Origin of the sequence: Bordetella flabilis (assembly GCF_001676725.1) — a bacterium.
GTDB lineage: Bacteria > Pseudomonadota > Gammaproteobacteria > Burkholderiales > Burkholderiaceae_B > Bordetella_C > Bordetella_C flabilis.
In genome coordinates, this window is sequence record NZ_CP016172.1 from 4,800,544 (window position 1) to 4,818,225 (window position 17,682).

Genomic DNA, 17,682 nt, shown 5'->3' on the forward strand with positions numbered 1-17,682 from the left:
GGTCATTCCTGCAGGGCGGCCGTGGCCGGTTCTAGGGCGAGGACGCGCGTGGCGACGGCGTCGCGCACCGCCTCGTCGTGAAAGATGCCGATGACGCAGCGGCCGGCTTCCACTGCATCGCGGATAAGCGCGACGACCACATCACGGTTGCCGGCGTCCAGCGAGGCCGTCGGCTCGTCGAGCAGCAGGATCGGGTGGCCGCCGATGAAACCGCGGGCGATATTGACGCGCTGCTGCTCGCCGCCGGAGAAGGTCGCCGGAGGCAAGTCCCACAGGCGGCGCGGCAGTTGCAGCCGGTCCAGCAGGTGGGCGGCATGGTCGCGCGCCTGCTCCGCCGCCACGCCGCGCTGGCGCAGCGGATCCGCCACCACGTCGATGGTGGCGACCCGCGGGATGGCACGCAGGAACTGGCTGACATAGCCCACGACGTCGCGCCGCAGTTGCAGAATGCGCTGTTCCGGCGCGCCGGTGATCTCCACCCACGCATCGCCGTCGCGCACCCGGATGCTGCCCGACGTGGCCAGATAGTTGCCGTACAGGCAGCGCAGCAGCGTGCTCTTGCCCGTACCGGAAGGCCCGGCCAGCACCAGGCATTCGCCGCGCGCCGCGTCGAAGTCGACCTCGTCCAGCACGGGAAGCGTGATGCCGCCCTGGTTGTGCAGCGTGAAGCGCTTGGACAATCCGCGCGCTTCTATCATCGTGTGTCGTTGCGTCATCGTCAGCTCTGAAGAATGGACGAAACCAGCAGTTGTGTATAAGGGTGTTGCGGGTCGTCCAGGATCTGGTCGGTCAGCCCGCTTTCGACGACACGGCCATCGCGCATCACCAGCGTGCGATGCGCCAGCAGCCGCGCCACGGCAAGATCGTGCGTGACGACGATCGCCGCCAGTCCCAGATCGGACACCAGCCGCCGCAGCAGGTCCAGCAGCCGCGCCTGCACGGACACGTCCAGCGAGGCGGTGGGCTCGTCCATGAACACCACGCGGGGATGCGTGACCAGGTTGCGGGCGATCTGCAGGCGCTGCTGCATGCCGCCCGAAAACGCGGCGGGCGCGTCGTCCAGGCGGCCCACGTCGATCTCCATCTTGTCCAGCCAGTTGCCCGCGACCTCGCGCAGCTCGCCGTAGTGGCGCTGCCCCACGGCCATCAGCCGCTCGGCGATATTGGCGCCGGCGCTGACCTGCATGCGCAGGCCGTCGCGCGGGTTCTGGCGCACGAAGCCCCAGTCGGTGCGGGCCAGCAGGCGCCGCCTCGCGCTCGAAAGCCCGGCCAGGTCGACCGGGCCTTCGCCGCGCATGTCGTAGCGCACGCTGCCCGCCTGGGGCGCGCACTGCCACGACACCGCCTGCAGCAGCGTGCTCTTGCCCGAGCCGGACTCGCCGACCACGCAAAGCACTTCGCCGGGATAAAGGTCGAAGCTGATATCGCGGCAGCCATGGATGCCGTCCCAGGTGTGCGTCATGTCGCGCACGGAAAGCAAGGGCGTCGGGGCAGTCATGCCGTTTTCTCCTCGGCCGGCGTGGCGCCATGGCCGGCGGCCCGGCGGTCCGCGCAGTATTCGGTATCGGAGCAGACGAAGTTGCGCGTGCCCTGGTCGTCCAGGATGATCTCGTCAAGGTAGCTGTCGCGCGACCCGCACAACGCGCAGCAGGCGCTCCACTTCTCCACCGTGAACGGGTGGTCCTCGAAATCCAGGCTCTTGACCGTGGTGTAGGGAGGCACGGCGTAGACGCGCTTTTCGCGCCCCGCGCCGAAGAGCATCAACGCGGGGCTGCCGTCCAGCTTGGGATTGTCGAACTTGGGAATCGGCGAAGGCCGCATCATGTAGCGTTCATTGACCACCACGGGATAGTCATAGGTCGTCGCGATGTGCCCGTGCTGCGCGATGTCCTCGTACAGCTTGACGTGCATGCCGCCGTACTCGGCCAGCGCATGCATGGTGCGGGTTTCCGTTTCGCTCGGCTCGAGCCAGCGCAGCGGCTCGGGAATCGGCACCTGGAACACCATGATCTGGCCATCCCGCAGCGGCGTTTCGGGAATGCGGTGACGCGTCTGCACGATGGTCGCCGCGCGCGTCGATTCGGTCGTTTGCACGCCGGTGACGCGGGCGAAGAAGCGGCGGATATTGATGGCGTTGGTCGTATCGTCCGAACCCTGGTCGATGACCTTGAGCACATCGCCGGCGCCGATGATCGCCGCCGTCACCTGGATGCCGCCCGTGCCCCAGCCATAAGGCAGGGGCATTTCGCGGCTGCCGAACGGCACCTGGTAGCCCGGCACGGCCACGGCCTTGAGCAGGGCGCGGCGCAGCATGCGCTTGGTCGATTCGTCCAGGTAGGCGAAGTTGTAGTGCGGGTCGCGTTGCACCGCGTCGGCGGCGCCGGCCGCGGTTGTCGTATCGACGGCTGTCATGATGCGATGGCCTCGTCCAGAGTGGGGTGGGGAGCCGTATCGGCCGAGGGCTGCGCGGGGGCGTCGCCGCCGGCGGCCGCCGCGGCCTGTGCCGCCGCGCGGGCGCGCTCGGCGCGCATGCGCCGCACCAGCTCCAGGTTGGCCTGGAAGTCGACATGGTGCGGCAGCTTCAGGTGCTGCACGAAGCCCGATGCCTCCACGTTGTCGCTGTGATACAGCACGAATTCATGGTCGTTGGCCGGCGCGTCGGCCGCTTCGCCAAGTTCCGCGGCGCGCAGCGCCCGGTCCACCAGGGCCATCGACATGGCCTTGCGTTCGCCGTAGCCGAAGACCAGCCCGTAGCCACGCGTGAAGCGCGGACCTTCCTGGGCGCTGCCGGCGAACTGGCTCACCATCTGGCATTCGGTCACTTCGATCTCGCCGATCGTGACGCTGAAGCCCAGTTCCTCGATGAACATCTCGACCTCCACCGTGCCATAGCGGATCTCCGCCGCGAACGGGTGCGTGTTGCCGTAGCCGCGCTGGGTCGAGTAACCCATGGACAGCAGATAGCCCTCGTCGGCCCGCGCCAGGTTCTGCAGGCGCGAGGCGCGCGTGGCGGGAAACTCCAGCGGCTGGCGCGTCAGGTCGAAAGGTGCGGGGTCCCCCGGCGGGATAGGGTCGTCCTCCACCAGCGATTCGCGCCGCAGCAGGTCCGTGACGCGGGGCATGCTGGTCGCCACGGGTTCGGCCGCCGGGTCCAGCGGCGCGGCCGGCACGTCGTCTTCCAGGCTGAAATCGAGCAGCCGCTGCGTATAGTCGTAGGTCGGTCCCAGTACCTGGCCGCCCGGGACATCCTTGAAGGTCGACGAGATGCGGCGCTGCAACTGCATGCGGCCGGTATCCAGAGGCTGCGTATAGCCGAAGCGCGACAGCGTGGTGCGGTAGGCGCGCAGCAGGAACACCGCCTCGATGGTGTCGCCGGCGGCCTGCTTGAGCGCGAGCGCCGCCAGGTGCGGATCGTAAAGCGAGCCTTCCGCCATGACGCGCGAAACGGCCAGTGGCATCTGTTCCCGTATTTGCGTCAGCGTCAGGGCCGGCACCGCGGGATCGCCGCGGCGGTATGTGTCGAGCATGCGATAGGAATTGAGGATGGCGCGCTCTCCACCCTTTACGGCAACGTACATGTCAGTTCTCCACCCGTGTCGTGCGCGGCAGGCCGCACACGCGATCGCCCTGGATCAGCACCACGTCCACGCCCAAAGGGAAGCGCCGATGATTGGCCGCCCATTGGGTCCAGAAATCCGCCGGCAGCCCGGTCGCGCGCAGCGGGCGCGTGCCGGGAATGCCGGGACCGGACAGCGTGAGCGGCTGTCCCTCATCGAGCGATGCCACCTCGATCAGCAATGTCGCCGAACGGTCCGGATAGGCGGGATCGCCGGGGTCGCAGGCATCCAGCGGCGGCGCCGCGCCGCCGGCGGGCATGGCCACGAAGCGCGCCTGCGCGGGATCGTCCACCAGCGGGCAACCGCAATGAAAGCGCAGGAAGCTGCGCACGGCCGCGTCCGTCGTCTGCGGCAGCCACACGGCCGTGTCGACGTCCGCCAGCGTCAGCAGCAACGCCGTCATCCCATGCGACAGGCCGGCCGGCACGCCGCAATCGCCAGCGATCGTCTGGATCAGCCCGGGATTGGCCAGGGCCTGCAAGGCGGTACGAAACGTCGCCTGGGCGCCCGCGACCGGGTCTGCGAATCCGGGCAGCAGCGTCGCCGCGCGGCTGGTGGTCGCGCGGGGCGCGGCAAGGGAAGTATTCATCTCAGTTCTCTCCGCGCACCATAGTGAAGAAGTCGACCCGTGTCTGGCCGGCGATGGCGGCGCGGGCGGCAACCTTGTCCGCATGCGACCGCGCCAGCGGCGCGATGACGGCGGCATGCACCCGGGGACGCCAGGCCTCCATCTGCAGCAGGCCGTCCAGGACCGCGGCGTGTTCTGCATGACGCGGCGCGCGGCCCCGCACATAGGCCGTACCGACCACGCCGTCGTCGAAGGCCACGGCGCAACGCGTGACGGACACTTCGCCCAGGTTGAACTGTGCACCCGTGCCGCCCGCGCGTCCGCGCACCATCGCCATGCCTGTTTCCGCCGCGCGCAGCTTGCGGTACCCGGGCAGTTCGCCCAGGGCGGCATAGGCGCGCTCCAGTTCCGCCGGATCGGCCAGGGCCATCACGCGCATCCATGCGGCGCGCGCCGCCCGGGGGTGTTCGCTGGCATCGGAATTCATGGTTACCTCTAAACGTCTATACGAGTAGATGTAGTATGATCCGCTTGAGCGCAAAGTTCAACCGCAGTGGAGCATGACTTCGGTGAACTTTTTATGACTGGCGTCTTTAGGCACTGGGAAGAACATCATGGTGGAACGAGGATCGGGCATCGCCGTGTGGCGACAGATCGGCGAAGCCCTGGCGACGGAAATACGCAACAAGCGCTATGCGCCCGGCGAGCAATTGCCGCCGGAGCCGGAACTGGCCGCGAAGTTCGCGGTGAACCGGCACACCATACGGCGCGCCATGGGCGAACTCGAGCAGAGCGGCCTGGTACGCATCGAGCAAGGGCGCGGCACCTTCGTGCAGGAACACGCCATCGACTATGCCATCGGCAAGCGCACCCGCTTTTCCGAAAACCTGGGCAACCAGGGCGTACTGGGGCATGTGCAGGTGGTGGACAGCACGACGCTGAAGGCCGCGGACATCGCGCAGCAACTGGGCCTGCCCCGCAATGCCACCGTGTTGCGCGTGCAACTGCTCGGCAAGGCCGAGAACCGCACCATCAATGTGTCGGAGCACTATTTCGACGACAAGCGCTTCCCCGGCTTCGCCGAGAAACTGACGGCCACGCGCTCGATTTCCAAGACCTACCGCCAGTACGGTATTGCGGACTACACCCGCAAGTGGTCCCGCATCACGGCCGTGCTGCCGACGGAAGAAACCGCGCGGCTGCTGGGCCAGCCCAAGACGCGTCCCATCCTGCAGGTCGAGGCCTTGAACATCGACCAGGATGGTGCGCCGCTGCAATACGGCATCACGCGCTTTTCCGGCGATTGGGTGCAGCTCATGGTCACCGACGAGGACCGATAAATCGTCTAGACATCTGTTCGTCACGAAAACGGATTAAGGTATCCGTCCCAACCGGCACACCACTATGCACTCCAACACCTCGCCCTCCCCGTTCCTGCCTGGCGTCACGGGACGCCGCGTCCTGACGGCCGACGGCCTGCGTCCCGCGCGCCTGGCCTTCGACCAGGGACGCATTGCCGCCGTCCAGCCCGGCGACGCGCGCGCGGACCACGGTTTCGACGCCGGCGACATGCTCGTGCTGCCCGGCATCGTCGACCTGCACGGCGACGCATTCGAACGAGCCATCATGCCGCGGCCCGGCGTGACCTTCCCGTACGATGGCGCACTGCTGGACGTCGACCGGCAGTTGCTGGCCAACGGCATCACCACCGAATTCCACGGCGTGACCCTGTCCTGGGAAGGCGGGCTGCGGGGCGAGCCCTATGCGGTGCGCATGTTCGACGCGCTGACGCGGATGCAGGAGCTGCTTGGCGCGCGCCATTGCGTGCACCTGCGCTTCGAAACGCACCACGTCGCGGGTGTCGAACTGGCGCAATCCTGGATACGCGCCGGCAAGGTCGGCTTCCTCGCCTTGAACGACCACCTGCCCAGCATGGCCAAGCGGCTCGGCGACGACCGCAAATTGCTGCAGTACGCCGAGCGCGCCGAATGCGACCTGGATACCTTCCAGGGCCGTATCCGCGCCGCCATGCAGTCCGCCGACGCAGTGGCCGGCGCCATGCGCGACCTGACGGAATGCGCGCGCGCCGCCGGGCTCGAAGTCGCATCGCACGACGATCGCGACGCGGCTACGCGCCGCTACTACCACCAGCTGGGTTGCCGGGTAGCCGAGTTTCCGCTGACGCAGGAAGCGGCTCAGGTGGCGCGCTCGCTGGCGGATGCCATCGTCTTCGGTGCACCCAACGTGGTGCGCGGCGGCAGCCATACGAACGCGCCGGACGCCACCGCGATGATACGCGCGGGATTGTGCGACATCCTCGCGTCGGACTACTACTATCCGGCGCCGCTGGCGGCCGTCATCAAGCTCGCCGAACAAGGCGTGCTGCCGCTGCACCAGGCCTGGAACCTGGTGTCGCGCAATCCGGCGCGCGCCGCCGGGCTGGCCGACCGGGGCGCGCTCGATGCCGGCATGGTGGCCGACGCCATTGTCGTGGACGACAGCGTTGCGGGCGTGCCGCGCGTGTGCGCCGCCATCGTCGATGGGCAGCTGCGCTATGCGGCCCGGCACTTCGACCACCGCGTCGAACGCGCTGCCGCCTGAGCCTGCCGCCATGCCGCAAGCCTATCGCTACGCCGCCTACCTGGCGCCCACGGGCCCCTGGCGCGACCTGGGACGAACCTGGCTGGGCCGTTGCGAGGAAACCGGCCAGCGCATCGCCCGCGGCCGGGACGACGATCCACGCCTCGATGCCTGGACCGACGCGCCGCGCCACTACGGCTTGCACGCCACCCTGAAACCGCCGTTCCGGTTGCGTGCGGGCACCACGGTGCGCGCGCTGGACGCCGCGATGCGCACGGTGGCGCGCACCCAGTCGCCTTTTTCCGTGACGCTGACCCTGCGCGCGCTGCGCGGTTTCCTGGCCTGGTGCCTGACCGATAACGCCACCGACCATGCGCGCATCCGCGCCCTGGCGGACCGCACGGTCCGCGACCTGGATGCCTATCGCGCGCCCCCGACCGCCGCCGAACTGGCGCGCCGGCATCCGGCCCGCCTGACGCCGGCGCAACAGCAGATGCTCGCGCAATGGGGCTACCCGTATGTCTTCGATACGTACACCTTCCACATCACGCTGACCGGCCAGCTCGGCGACACGGAACTACGGCATGCGCAAGAACTGCTGACCGCCCGCGCCGGCGATGCCCTGGCCGGCAGCATGCCGGTGCAGGCCATCAGCCTGTACGTGCAACCCGCGGCGGATACGCCTTTCATCGTCGCCCGCCACTACGGCTTCGACGGCACGACGGTCGACGCCGCCGGCGCCTGCTACCTGCAAGACGACGCGCCATGAGCGTGCCGCCGATACCTTTGGTCTATGTAATGGGCGCGTCGGGCAGCGGCAAGGACACGTTGTTGCGGCACGTGCGCGCGAGCACCGGTACGGAGGACCGCATCCTGGTGGCGCATCGCTACATCACCCGTCCCAGCGGCGCGGACGAAGCGTCTGTCGCCCTGACGCCGGAGGAGTTCGACCGGCGCGTCGGCATGGGATGCTTCGCGTTGCATTGGCGCAGCCACGGGCTGGCCTACGGCGTGGGGTTGGAGATCGACGCCTGGATGGCCGCCGGCATCACAGTGCTGGTCAATGGATCGCGGGCCTATCTGCCCCAGGCATGGGCCCGCTACCCCGGATTGTGCGCGGTGCAGATCACCGTCGATACGGACACCCTGCGCCGTCGCCTGGCGGGACGCGGACGCGAGGGCGAAGCAGCCATCCAGGAACGACTTGCGCGCGCCACGGCCGACTTCGACCTGCCGGCCGGATGCGACGTCATCACGCTGGACAACAGCGTCGCCCCGGAACAGGCTGCGGCCGCCCTGCTCGCCGTGGCGCGGCGCCGGCGGGGGGCCACGCGGGCCTGAGAGCCGGCGTGGCCGGTCGTCCCGGACGTGCCCACCGGCCTCGCCTGGGGCGGGCAGCCGGCAGGTGGTTGTGCCGCCGCCACGATGCCGAAGTGCCTGCCGCTTCAGTCACTATCCTGGCACGTCTCCTGGGCTATGCTCTGCAGTTCCTCCCCGGCAGGGTCACCAGGAGCTTCTCATGGAAAGTCCGAATGATCTGAAGCAAACCGTCGATCGCCTTTTCGCACCGCTGATCGGCTCGTCCGCCAACCCCGAAAAAGGCAAATCCGTCGGCATCCTGGTCGGTGTGACGCTGCAGGGCACGCGCTTCCACTTCGCCTACGGCGATGTGGGCCTGCACCAGGGCAGCGGCAGCGTGCCCTACCCGGAGATGGTGGTCTTCATCGGGTCGAACAGCAAGGTGGTGACCGCCACGCTGCTGGCCCTGTCGGCGATCAAGAGCGGCACGGCGGCGAACCTCGACACCCCCGTGGCCAGCCTGCTGCCCGGCAACACACGCATCGACCAGACCTGCGGCGAGATCCTCCTGTGGCACCTCGCGACCCACAGCGCGGGGTTTCCCGATGGCCCGTGCGGCCCGCGTTCCGGGCTGGGCAACTATCCCTTCACATCGATGAGGGGCTTCCTGGACACCTATACGCAGCCCTACGCGCCGGGCCAGACGTGGTTCTACAGCAACCAGGGATTCGCCCTGCTGGGCGTGCTGATGTCGCACGCGCTGACGGGCAGCGGCGCCAGCAGCGATTGGGACGGCAGCTACAAGAACTGGGCCAACCTGGCGGTGAATGACATCGCCCGGCCGCTGGGCATGGCCAACACCCAGGTGGACTACCGGAAGGTGCTCGGCAAGGTGGTGCAGGGCTATACCTACACCGACCGCGGCGGGCCGGCCTATAACAAGATCGATCCGCCCGATTGGGTGATGAGCTCGGCCGGGCTTGGTGCGGGCGCCTTGTCCGCCACGCTCGACGACATGCTGCAGTTCCTGGAGGCGCAGTGCAGCCCGCCCGGCAGCGAGCTGGGCCAGGCCATCCTGTACACCCAGCAACCCTGCCCCAGCGACAACGAGCTGTCCATGGGACTGGGCTGGCAGCTCTCCAACGGCTATCTGGACAAGAACGGCGGCGTGGCCGGCTATGAAACCTACATGGCCTTCGATCCGAGCAACCAGATCGGGGTTTTCGCCTTCGGCAATACCAGCGGCGGCACTGGGGGCGACAACATCACGCAGCATGGACGCCTGCTGCTGGGCGCATTGCGCGGCACGCCCGCCGACCGGTCGAAGTTTCCCAAACCGACGGACAACCCCGCCTGCCCGGGTTGAAGGCCGGAGACCTGCCCCCGGCCTGGACGGCGCGACGCCACGGCGCTGCCGCTCAGGCGGCGATCGCCTCGAGCAGGCCCAGGTAATGCCGCAGGGGCGGCGTCACCGCCCCCGGCACCTTGGCCATGTCGTCGTACTTGCGCAGTCGCACCGCCTCCGCGAAGAATGGAAGACGCTCGAAGGCCTCCACTTCCTGTGCCGTGAAGGGTCCGCCCTGCAATGCCAGCGAGTCCTTGGACGCCTGCGAGAGCGTCGACCAGTATGCCGAATCGACCGCACATAGATAGCGCTTGGCCGGCACGTGCAGGCGCACCGGCGCCACCACGTTCTCACCCAGCATATCGTCCAGCAGCCGCGCGCCTACCTCCTGGTGCCGCTTGTCCTCCAGCGCGCTTTCCGCCATGACCAGATGGCCGACATCGTGCAGCAGGCTGGCCGCGATCATCGCGGCCGATTCGCCGGCCTGCTCGGCCAGCGCCGCGCACTGCAGCGCGTGCTCCGTCTGCGTAATGGCCTCGCGGCCGTAGTAGGCGCTGCCGTAGCCTTCGAACAGGCTTTCGATGCGTTCCAGCGTCAATGCTTCCGACATGATGCGGTCCGTCAAATGAATATCTTGCGTATACGGGAAGACAGCACGTCCGTGGCGATCACGAACAGCACGATGATGATCATCACCGCGCAGGTCTGCCCGTACTGGAAGCTGCGGATGATTTCCCACAGCACCATGCCGATCCCTCCCGCGCCCACGATGCCCACCACCGAGGCCGACCGCACATTGGATTCGAACCGGTACAGGGAATACGAAATCCACAGCGGCAGCACTTGCGGAATGACGCCGAAGACGATTTCCTCGATCGCGCCGGCCCCCGTCGCGCGCACGCCCTCCACCGGCCGCGGATCGATCGCCTCCACGGCCTCGGAGAACAGCTTGGCCAGCACGCCCAGCGTATGGACCCACAAGGCCAGCACGCCGGCGAATGGGCCCAGGCCCACCGCCACGATGAACAGCATGGCGAAAACCATTTCATTGATCGCGCGGCAGGCGTCCATCACGCGCCGCACGGGCTGGTACACCCACGCCGGCACAATGTTGGACGAACACAGCAGGCTCATCGGCACGGCCAGCACCACAGCCAGGAACGTGCCCCAGATGGCGATCTGCACCGTGACCAGCATTTCCTCCAGGTACATCCGCCAATCGCGGAAGTCAGGCGGAAAGAAGTCGCGCGCGAACTGCGCCATGTTGCCGGAATCGCGGAACAAGTCCATGGGGCGCATGTCCGCGCCCTTCCAGGACGCGGCCAGCACGGCGATGACGAGGGCCCAGGCCAGCAGGGTGGGCAGCGAGCCCTTCGGCGCTTGCGGCGCGGGCCGCGCCGTTGACAGGGTGGTGCTCATGGTCGATTACTGCTGCGGCTTGGCCATGGCGACCTGCTGGGCCAGGGCGGCCAGCTGCTTGTCCACCTCGGCGAGCTTGCGCTGCTTCTCCTCGGCGCTCAGGGTCGTATCGGTTTCGATTTTCGTGCGCTGGGCGGCCACCTTCATCTGGCGTATCGGCAGCAATTGCGAATTGTCGGACACGACAAAGCCCTTGTAGGTCAGCGCCTGCAGGTTCTTCAGGTCCTGCGCGGCGTCCGGCCCGGTCTTGCCGTAGTTGACGAAGAAGGCGCGGATCTTCTCCTTCATGTCGGCCGGCAGGTCGGTACGCCATACGATCGGGTCCGCGGGAATCAGCGGCGATTTCCACAGAATGCGGACCTGCTCGGTGGCGTCCTTGCCGGTATTGACGCGGTAGCGCTCCAGCGCTTCCGTATTGGTGATGGCCACATCGACCTGGTTGTTGATGGCCGACAGCAGATTGGTTTCGTGGTTGGCGATGCGGAAGTTCTTGAAGAAGGACTTCGGTTCGATCTTGTTGGCGCCCCAGAGGTAGTAGCCCGGAACGGCCGTACCCGACGTGGAGTTGGGGTCGCCCGCGCCGTAGCTCAGCGCCTGCCCGTTCTTCAGCACGTCATCCAGCGTCTGTACCTTGCTGTTCTTGCCGGTGACCAGCACCGACCAATAGCCGGGCTTGCCGTCCTTGTCGATCACATGCGCGAACACTTCGCCTTGCGCCCGATCCACGGCTTCGATGGCCGAGGCGTTCCCGTACCACGCCAGTTGCACCTTGTTGAAGCGCATGCCTTCGATGATGCCTGCGTAATCGGAAGCGAAGAAGGGCTTGACCGGCACGCCGATGGCCTTGCTCAGGTCATCGATGACCGGCTGCCAGCCGCTGCGCAAGTTGGTGGAGGACTCCGTGGAGATAATGCCGAAGTTGAGGCTCTTGACGTCTTGCGCAATCGCGGGCGCGGCCAGGGCCACCGTGGCGATCAGGGCGCAAAAGGTATTGCGAAACATGTGTAGCTCCGTATATGACGGTAGGGAAAAAAAGTCAGGCAGCGGCCAGGCGAGGCCGGCCGATCAGGGGTTGCGGCGCCGCGGCATCGACGGGCGCGGCGGGCATCAGCTCGTCCAGTTCGGCGCCATACAGGTCCTTCAGCATCTGGGCGGTAAGTTCGGCGGACGGTCCGTCGTACACCACCTTGCCGTGGCGCAGGGCGACCACGCGCGGGCAATAGCGCATGGCGACGTCGACCTGGTGCAGCGAGACCACCACGGCGACACCGCGTGTGCGATTGATCTGCGCCAGCGTATCCATGACGCGGCGCGAGGATTCCGGGTCCAGGGACGCGATGGGTTCATCGGCGAGAATGGTCCTGGCGTTCTGCACCAGGGTGCGCGCGATGGCCGCGCGCTGCTGCTGCCCACCCGATAGATTGGAAGCGCGCTGGAAGGCCTGGGCTTCGATACCCACCTGTGCCAGCGCATCCAGGCCCACCTCGACCTCCGCACGGCGGAACCAGCGCAGCAGGCTGCGGTACAACGGAACGCGCGGCAGCATACCGGCCAGGACATTGGTGATGACCGGCAGGCGGCCCACCAGATTGAACTGCTGGAATACGAAGCCGATCCCCGCACGGGCGCGCCGCACCTGGCGGCTGATGCGTCCGTTGCGCTGGATCAACTCGCCGTTCACGCGGATTTCGCCGGCGCCGGCATCCGCCGCGACAAACCCGGCGAGGTGGCGCAGCAGCGTCGATTTGCCAGACCCGGACGCGCCGAGCAAGGCCACCATCTCACCGTCCCGCACCTGCAGGGTGACGTTGTCCAAGGCCTTCTGGCCCGCGCGAAAACTCTTGGTGATTCCGCGCACATCGATTGCATAAGTCATGACCGTATTTCCGCATTGGGAGCGATACGGCAAGTCTGGGCAGCGCGAGTGACAGCCTCATGACGATGTCATAAAGCTTTATGAGGGTATTTCGTGACGTTCTGTGTGTTCGTCATCAAAATGAAATGTGGCGCGGCACAAAGCGTGCTTCGCATTAGTCCGCTGGCGCGATGGCAAGCACGTCCCTCGGCCGGGCGGGACCACTGCCATGCAGCGGCCGCCGCGACGGTATCGTCCGCCAACTGCGGGCAAAGACGCCTCGAAAAGTCGTCCGCAAGCGGTTCCTCGCCGCTCGCCGCGCTCGCGCCGCAGGCACATCGACGCGGATGCGGAGCGGTGCGGTAATAGAACCAAAGCATATGAGACAACTACGGTCCGTATGGAGGACGCCGGGACCGGCGCGGACGCGCAGAATCGGAGGCAATGATTAGGGCCTGTCGACACGCCCTAAGGCATAGGAGGTGTGCCTCATGGGCCTGCTTAGGACACTATTTGCGCTTTCGGTGGTGCTGGATCATTCCCCTTTCAACCAGGGCAACCTGCTGGTCGGGGGCCGTCTGGCCGTCCAACTCTTCTACGTTATTTCCGGGTTCCTGATCTCCTACATCCTGGCGACCAACGAGGCCTATCGCAGCACGCCGCGCTTCTATGGCAACCGGCTGCTGCGGCTGTTTCCGAGCTATGCAGCGGTTGCGGTGGTGGCCCTGGCGCTTAACATGGTGGCGAACCCGGCCTTCTTCGAGGTGTACCGCCATAGTCCGCCCAGCGCCGACCTGTTCCTGGTGCTGTCCAACCTCTTCATCTTCGGCCAGGACTGGGTCATGTTCGCGGGCGTCAAGAGCGGCGTGCTGAGTTTTACCGGCAGTTTCGCCGACAGCGATGTGCCCCTGTACCAGGGATTGCTGGTGCCCCAGGCGTGGACGCTGGGCATCGAGCTCAGCTTCTACCTGATCGCGCCGTTCATCCTGCGCTCCATGCGCTGGATCGTGGTGCTGTTCCTGGCTTCACTGGCCCTGCGCGCGGCGCTGCTGTATGCCGGCGTCGCGCAATCGGATCCCTGGTCGTACCGCTTTTTCCCGCTGGAACTGGCGCTGTTCCTCGCCGGGGCGCTGTCGCATCGCCTGTTGCTGCCGGGCTGGCAGAAGCTGGCGCGCCGCTTCCATTACCTGCCCGAACTCGCCACTGCCCTGTTCGTCGTCTACGCGCTGTTCCACTTTTCTGTGACGATCAACCACAACGTGCGCGATGCGCTGGCGCTAGCGGTGTTCACGGGCATCCTGCCGCTTACCTTCATCTACCAGGCGCGCCATCGCATGGATAAAAAAATCGGGCAGCTGAGCTACCCGATCTATATCTCGCATGGCGTGGCCATCCTGCTGGTGCAGGAGGCCACCACATGGCTGGGCGTCAGGGATGCCCTGGCGATCTCCGTGCTGAACGCGGTGTTTTCCGTGGCGCTCGCCGCGTTGCTCTGGCGCCTGGTCGACAGCCGTATCGACCGGGTGCGCGAGCGGGTCAAGCGCCCCGACCGCGCGTCAGGCGCTCCGGCGGGCGCCTTGCGGGCTTGAGACCATGCTGTACAGCAGTTGCGCGACCACCGCCACCAGCACATTGACGACCAATGCCGTCAGGCCGGTGTAGATGCCGTAGGCGTCGCCGCCGACCATGAAGGTGTGAACGGGCTTGATGCCGTCCACATACGCGAGGCTGGTGCCGGTGACCAGCCCGGCGAGCCAGCCCAGCAGCAGCGGACCACCGCGGAACCAGCCGAAGAACAGCCCGAACACCACGGCAGGGAAGGTCTGCAGGATCCAGACGCCGCCCAGCAGTTGCAGGTCCAGCGCGTATTGCGTCGGGACGAACAGGATGAACACCAGCGCGCCCACCTTGACCACCAGCGAGACGATCTTGGCCACCTTGGCTTCGCCTTCCGGCGTGACCGAGGTATTGACGTAGGCCTTCCAGAAGTTGCGCGTGAACAGGTTGGCCGCGCCGATCGACATCACCGCCGCCGGGACCAGCGCACCGATGGCGATGGCCGCGAAGGCGAAACCGGCGAACCAGCTGGGGAAAAGCGTCTTGAAGAGCGCGGGCACGACGTCGTTGGCCGTCTGCGGGTGCAGATTGGCGGCATAGGCCATATAGCCCAGGAGGGCGATCAAACCCAGCAGCAACGTGTAGGCCGGCAGGAAAATCGCGTTCTTGCGTATCGTGTCGGCGCTCTTGGCCGCGAAGATCCCCGTCAGGGTGTGCGGATACATGAAGGCCGCCAGCGCGGAGCCCAGGGCCAGCGTGGCATACGGCAGGAACTGGGCCGGCTTCAAGGTCAGGCCGGTGGCGCCTCCTTTGGCGGCGAAACCCTCGGCCGCCGACGAGAACACCGCGCTATAGCCGCCCAGCTTCATCGGAACCAGCACGACGGCCACCAGCACCACGATATAGATCATCAAGTCCTTGACGAAGGCGATCAGCGCCGGCGCCCGCAGGCCCGCCGAATAGGTATAAAGCGCCAGGATCACGAACGCCGCCGCCAGGGGAAACTCGCCGGTCAGCCCCAGCGCCTTGATGACCACCTCCATGCCGACCAGTTGCAGGGCGATGTAAGGCATGGTCGCCAGGACGCCGGTGACCGCGATGGCCAGTTCCAGCGGCCGCGACTGGAAGCGCGCATACACCACGTCCGCCGAGGTGACATGGCCGGCGCGCTGCGCCACCCGCCACAGGCGCGGCATGATGGAGAACACGATGGGATAGACCAGGATGGTGTACGGCAGCGCGAAAAATCCATACGCGCCGACGGCATACACCAGTGCGGGCACGGCGATCACCGTGTACGCGGTATAGAAATCGCCGCCCACCAGGAACCAGGTGATCCATGTGCCGAAACGGCGTCCGCCCAGGCCCCATTCGTCCAGGTGCGACGCCGCCGGTCCTCGCTGCCAGCGCGAGGCCGCGAAACCCATGACCGTGACCAGCACGAAGAAAAACACGAACACGCTCAGGGCGGTCCAATCGATCTGCGCGTCCATCACTCGTCCCCCCCGCTGCGCTGGCTGCGGTAGACGATCCAGGTCAGGAAAGCCGTGATGGGCACCCAGAGAAGCTGGTACCAATAGAAAAAGGGAAAGCCGAACAACTCGGGCAGGGTCTCGTTATAGAACGGCACCCAAAGCAAGCCGATGAACGGCAGCAATAGCAGGATCCACATGCCTGGACTCTTTACAGGAAGGTTATGTCTCGATCTTGTCGTGATCGGCCTTCGCGCGGCGCTGCGCCCGGATCGGGCATCGGCCGCGAGCGAGGCCGCAGAATACTCCCGGCTCGAAGGCGGCCGCAAATCGCACCTGTCCAGTACCTGAACGTGGCAGGTCGGGGTTTCCACGCTGTTGCAACAGTGCTAAACTATCAAGCGAATTTACTTCATAGCAACAGCTGCCCTGTGCGGCCACTGTTGCCGACCAGGCGCTCCGCCGCCTTCACCTCGCTTCTTCCAATCGCGCCGCATGTCGGTGGGGTTGCGACCAAGCGCCCGCCCGCGCGGGTTAGCCGCCCTGGCGGCCAGCGTCCTCGCCTTCATCCTCTCGCGTCCGCAGACGCGCCCGGCCCGGTCGTTTGCTCCAGGCTTTTTATCCGGACCGCCCCACCCGGCATCCTGCCGGAGCGCCCCCTGCGGCATGGCGCACAGGACAGTCCTGCATTGGAGATTTCCATGGCGAAAGAAGAACTGATCGAGCTCGACGGTGTCGTCGACGAAGTGCTGCCCGATAGCCGTTACCGCGTCACGCTGGACAATGGCGTGGCAGTAGGCGCCTACGCATCGGGCCGGCTGCGCAAGCACCGCATCCGTATCCTGGCTGGCGACCGCGTGACGCTGGAGATGTCCCCCTACGACCTGACCAAGGGGCGCATCAACTACCGTCACAAGGACAACAACGCTCCCCCGCGCCCCGCTTCCGCCGGCCAACGCACCGGTTCGTACGGCGCGCGTCGCTAGGACGGCAGCCCCGGAAGGGTAGCAAGGTCTCGCCAGACCTCGAAAGCGCCCGCTTTCGGCCCGATTTCCAGGGAATGCAGAGGCTCGCCTTGGGTTAACGTGGCGGCTTTTGCACGAAGTATCGTTACCGCTCAGCCATGGCTACCGAAGAAGAACTGCGCGCGGCCCAGGCGCGCGTTGCCGGCGCTCAGCAGCAATTGGCCCTGGCCGCCAAGGGGTGGCAGCTGCTAGGCCGGTCCCGCGCCGCCTTCATCGGCAGCCTGCGCCACACCGGCCTTTCGTACGCGCACGCGCAGATCAAATTCGACGACTTCGCCGAGGAACAGCGGCGTCTGTACGAGAACCTGACCGAGGCGCTGCAAGCCGCGCAGCGCGATTACGATGCGCTGCAGGCGCAAGCCGACGCATCCCACGGCTGAGCAGGGGCAGCAAGGCCCCCCGGTCGATACGCCGGCCTGCCCACGCAAGGCGGCCACACCGGCCCACCCTGCCTTACATGCAGAGATTGGCCGCCTGCACCATGTCCTGCGCGCCGAAGGAAGAACGCGCCGACATGCGGATCTCCACCTCGCCATTGGCCCACTGCTGCACCCGCAACGCGGTCGTCATGCCGGTCAGGCCCTGGTTCGTCACATCGTAACCGTGGTCGATCTCGGTCTGCTTGACCTCTTCGCCCTGGCGGCGCCACGCGTCCGCGACGCAACTGGCATAGGCCTGGGGCGACTTGTTGGTGTGGCCGTAGAAGACAGGATCCCGCTTCAACAGGTCGGAAGCGGAGGTACATCCGGCCAACACCAGGATGGTGGCGGCGGCCCATACACGGCGGCTCATGGCTAGCTCCATTCGAATCGATTGCGAAGCGGGACTATAGCGCGATCCGCGGCAATGGCGGCTGCACATGCCGCTCAAAAAACCCGCGCCCACCGGCCTGAATGCGCGTATGCTGAAGCGGCCCCGCGCCGCCGCGGACAGACACCGGCATGG

Annotated in this window: 21 protein-coding genes; 8 read left to right on the top strand and 13 right to left on the bottom strand. The window is 66.7% G+C overall.

The genetic code is table 11. The features are described from left to right. Positions 1 to 2: 2 nt before the first annotated feature. From phnL to phnG, 6 genes are read right to left on the bottom strand one after another with little or no spacing between them, the layout of a single operon-like run. The gene (phnL, locus tag BAU07_RS21365; protein ID WP_066662187.1) at positions 3 to 716 is read right to left on the bottom strand and encodes a phosphonate C-P lyase system protein PhnL; all 714 of its coding nucleotides are present in this window, start codon (positions 714 to 716) and stop codon (positions 3 to 5) included. A gap of 2 nt (positions 717 to 718) precedes the next feature. Next, a complete protein-coding gene (gene phnK / locus BAU07_RS21370; protein WP_066662190.1) occupies positions 719 to 1,498 on the bottom strand; it encodes a phosphonate C-P lyase system protein PhnK in 780 nt (259 codons plus the stop codon). Further along, a complete protein-coding gene (locus BAU07_RS21375; RefSeq protein WP_066662200.1) occupies positions 1,495 to 2,412 on the bottom strand; it encodes an alpha-D-ribose 1-methylphosphonate 5-phosphate C-P-lyase PhnJ in 918 nt (305 codons plus the stop codon). Before BAU07_RS21375 ends, phnK begins: the two co-directional genes overlap by 4 nt. Continuing rightward, a complete protein-coding gene (locus BAU07_RS21380) occupies positions 2,409 to 3,578 on the bottom strand; it encodes a carbon-phosphorus lyase complex subunit (protein WP_066662202.1) in 1,170 nt (389 codons plus the stop codon). The genes BAU07_RS21375 and BAU07_RS21380 overlap by 4 nt, the downstream gene beginning before the upstream one ends. Position 3,579: 1 nt before the next feature. Next, positions 3,580 to 4,206, bottom strand: a complete 627-nt coding sequence (gene phnH, locus BAU07_RS21385; protein WP_066662204.1) for a phosphonate C-P lyase system protein PhnH — start codon at positions 4,204 to 4,206, stop codon at positions 3,580 to 3,582. Position 4,207: 1 nt separating this feature from the next. Beyond that, positions 4,208 to 4,672 (bottom strand): phosphonate C-P lyase system protein PhnG, encoded by a 465-nt coding sequence (phnG, locus tag BAU07_RS21390; protein ID WP_066662206.1) that lies wholly within the window; start codon positions 4,670 to 4,672, stop codon positions 4,208 to 4,210. A gap of 127 nt (positions 4,673 to 4,799) precedes the next feature. Between phnG and phnF the strand changes: the two genes are divergently transcribed. From phnF to BAU07_RS21415, 5 genes are all read left to right on the top strand, one after another. Continuing rightward, positions 4,800 to 5,525 (top strand): phosphonate metabolism transcriptional regulator PhnF, encoded by a 726-nt coding sequence (gene phnF, locus BAU07_RS21395; protein ID WP_066662208.1) that lies wholly within the window; start codon positions 4,800 to 4,802, stop codon positions 5,523 to 5,525. Between the two features lie 64 nt (positions 5,526 to 5,589). After that, positions 5,590 to 6,786, top strand: a complete 1,197-nt coding sequence (locus tag BAU07_RS21400; protein WP_066662211.1) for an alpha-D-ribose 1-methylphosphonate 5-triphosphate diphosphatase — start codon at positions 5,590 to 5,592, stop codon at positions 6,784 to 6,786. A gap of 10 nt (positions 6,787 to 6,796) precedes the next feature. After that, complete coding sequence (locus BAU07_RS21405) at positions 6,797 to 7,534, top strand: DUF1045 domain-containing protein (RefSeq protein ID WP_066665613.1); 738 nt, start codon at positions 6,797 to 6,799, stop codon at positions 7,532 to 7,534. Beyond that, complete coding sequence (gene phnN / locus BAU07_RS21410; RefSeq protein WP_066662214.1) at positions 7,531 to 8,106, top strand: phosphonate metabolism protein/1,5-bisphosphokinase (PRPP-forming) PhnN; 576 nt, start codon at positions 7,531 to 7,533, stop codon at positions 8,104 to 8,106. The genes BAU07_RS21405 and phnN overlap by 4 nt, the downstream gene beginning before the upstream one ends. 178 nt (positions 8,107 to 8,284) lie before the next feature. Continuing rightward, a complete protein-coding gene (locus tag BAU07_RS21415; protein WP_066662217.1) occupies positions 8,285 to 9,430 on the top strand; it encodes a serine hydrolase domain-containing protein in 1,146 nt (381 codons plus the stop codon). A 52-nt stretch (positions 9,431 to 9,482) separates the two neighbouring features. On the opposite strand, the gene BAU07_RS21420 is transcribed toward BAU07_RS21415, so the two are convergent. From BAU07_RS21420 to phnC, 4 genes are read right to left on the bottom strand one after another with little or no spacing between them, the layout of a single operon-like run. Next, positions 9,483 to 10,019: a phosphonate degradation HD-domain oxygenase gene (locus tag BAU07_RS21420; protein WP_066665614.1), complete on the bottom strand. Its 537-nt coding sequence runs from the start codon at positions 10,017 to 10,019 to the stop codon at positions 9,483 to 9,485. 11 nt (positions 10,020 to 10,030) lie between these two features. Continuing rightward, entirely contained in the window at positions 10,031 to 10,828 is a 798-nt protein-coding gene (gene phnE, locus BAU07_RS21425) for a phosphonate ABC transporter, permease protein PhnE (protein WP_066662219.1), read from the bottom strand. Positions 10,829 to 10,834: 6 nt separating this feature from the next. Then, positions 10,835 to 11,830 (bottom strand): phosphonate ABC transporter substrate-binding protein, encoded by a 996-nt coding sequence (gene phnD / locus BAU07_RS21430; RefSeq protein WP_066662221.1) that lies wholly within the window; start codon positions 11,828 to 11,830, stop codon positions 10,835 to 10,837. 34 nt (positions 11,831 to 11,864) lie between these two features. Then, on the bottom strand, positions 11,865 to 12,704 hold the full coding sequence (gene phnC, locus BAU07_RS21435) for a phosphonate ABC transporter ATP-binding protein (protein ID WP_066662223.1): 840 nt from the start codon (positions 12,702 to 12,704) through the stop codon (positions 11,865 to 11,867). 470 nt (positions 12,705 to 13,174) lie between these two features. Here phnC and BAU07_RS21440 point away from each other — a divergent pair, with 470 nt between their 5' ends. Then, positions 13,175 to 14,272: an acyltransferase family protein gene (locus tag BAU07_RS21440; RefSeq protein WP_066662226.1), complete on the top strand. Its 1,098-nt coding sequence runs from the start codon at positions 13,175 to 13,177 to the stop codon at positions 14,270 to 14,272. On the opposite strand, the gene mctP is transcribed toward BAU07_RS21440, so the two are convergent. Both mctP and BAU07_RS21450 read right to left on the bottom strand, forming a co-directional pair. Then, positions 14,240 to 15,733, bottom strand: a complete 1,494-nt coding sequence (gene mctP / locus BAU07_RS21445; RefSeq protein WP_066662229.1) for a monocarboxylate uptake permease MctP — start codon at positions 15,731 to 15,733, stop codon at positions 14,240 to 14,242. The genes BAU07_RS21440 and mctP overlap by 33 nt on opposite strands. Beyond that, entirely contained in the window at positions 15,733 to 15,912 is a 180-nt protein-coding gene (locus BAU07_RS21450; RefSeq protein WP_066662232.1) for a DUF3311 domain-containing protein, read from the bottom strand. The genes mctP and BAU07_RS21450 overlap by 1 nt, the downstream gene beginning before the upstream one ends. 501 nt (positions 15,913 to 16,413) lie before the next feature. On the opposite strand from BAU07_RS21450, the gene infA reads away from it, so the two are divergent. Both infA and BAU07_RS21460 read left to right on the top strand, forming a co-directional pair. Beyond that, entirely contained in the window at positions 16,414 to 16,698 is a 285-nt protein-coding gene (gene infA / locus BAU07_RS21455; protein ID WP_066662235.1) for a translation initiation factor IF-1, read from the top strand. A 137-nt stretch (positions 16,699 to 16,835) separates the two neighbouring features. After that, the gene (locus BAU07_RS21460) at positions 16,836 to 17,117 is read left to right on the top strand and encodes a hypothetical protein (RefSeq protein ID WP_066662237.1); all 282 of its coding nucleotides are present in this window, start codon (positions 16,836 to 16,838) and stop codon (positions 17,115 to 17,117) included. Between the two features lie 73 nt (positions 17,118 to 17,190). Here the strand turns inward: BAU07_RS21460 and BAU07_RS21465 are convergent, their stop codons facing one another. Beyond that, positions 17,191 to 17,529, bottom strand: coding sequence for a hypothetical protein (locus tag BAU07_RS21465; protein WP_066662238.1), 339 nt, complete (start codon positions 17,527 to 17,529; stop codon positions 17,191 to 17,193). Positions 17,530 to 17,682 lie beyond the last annotated feature (153 nt).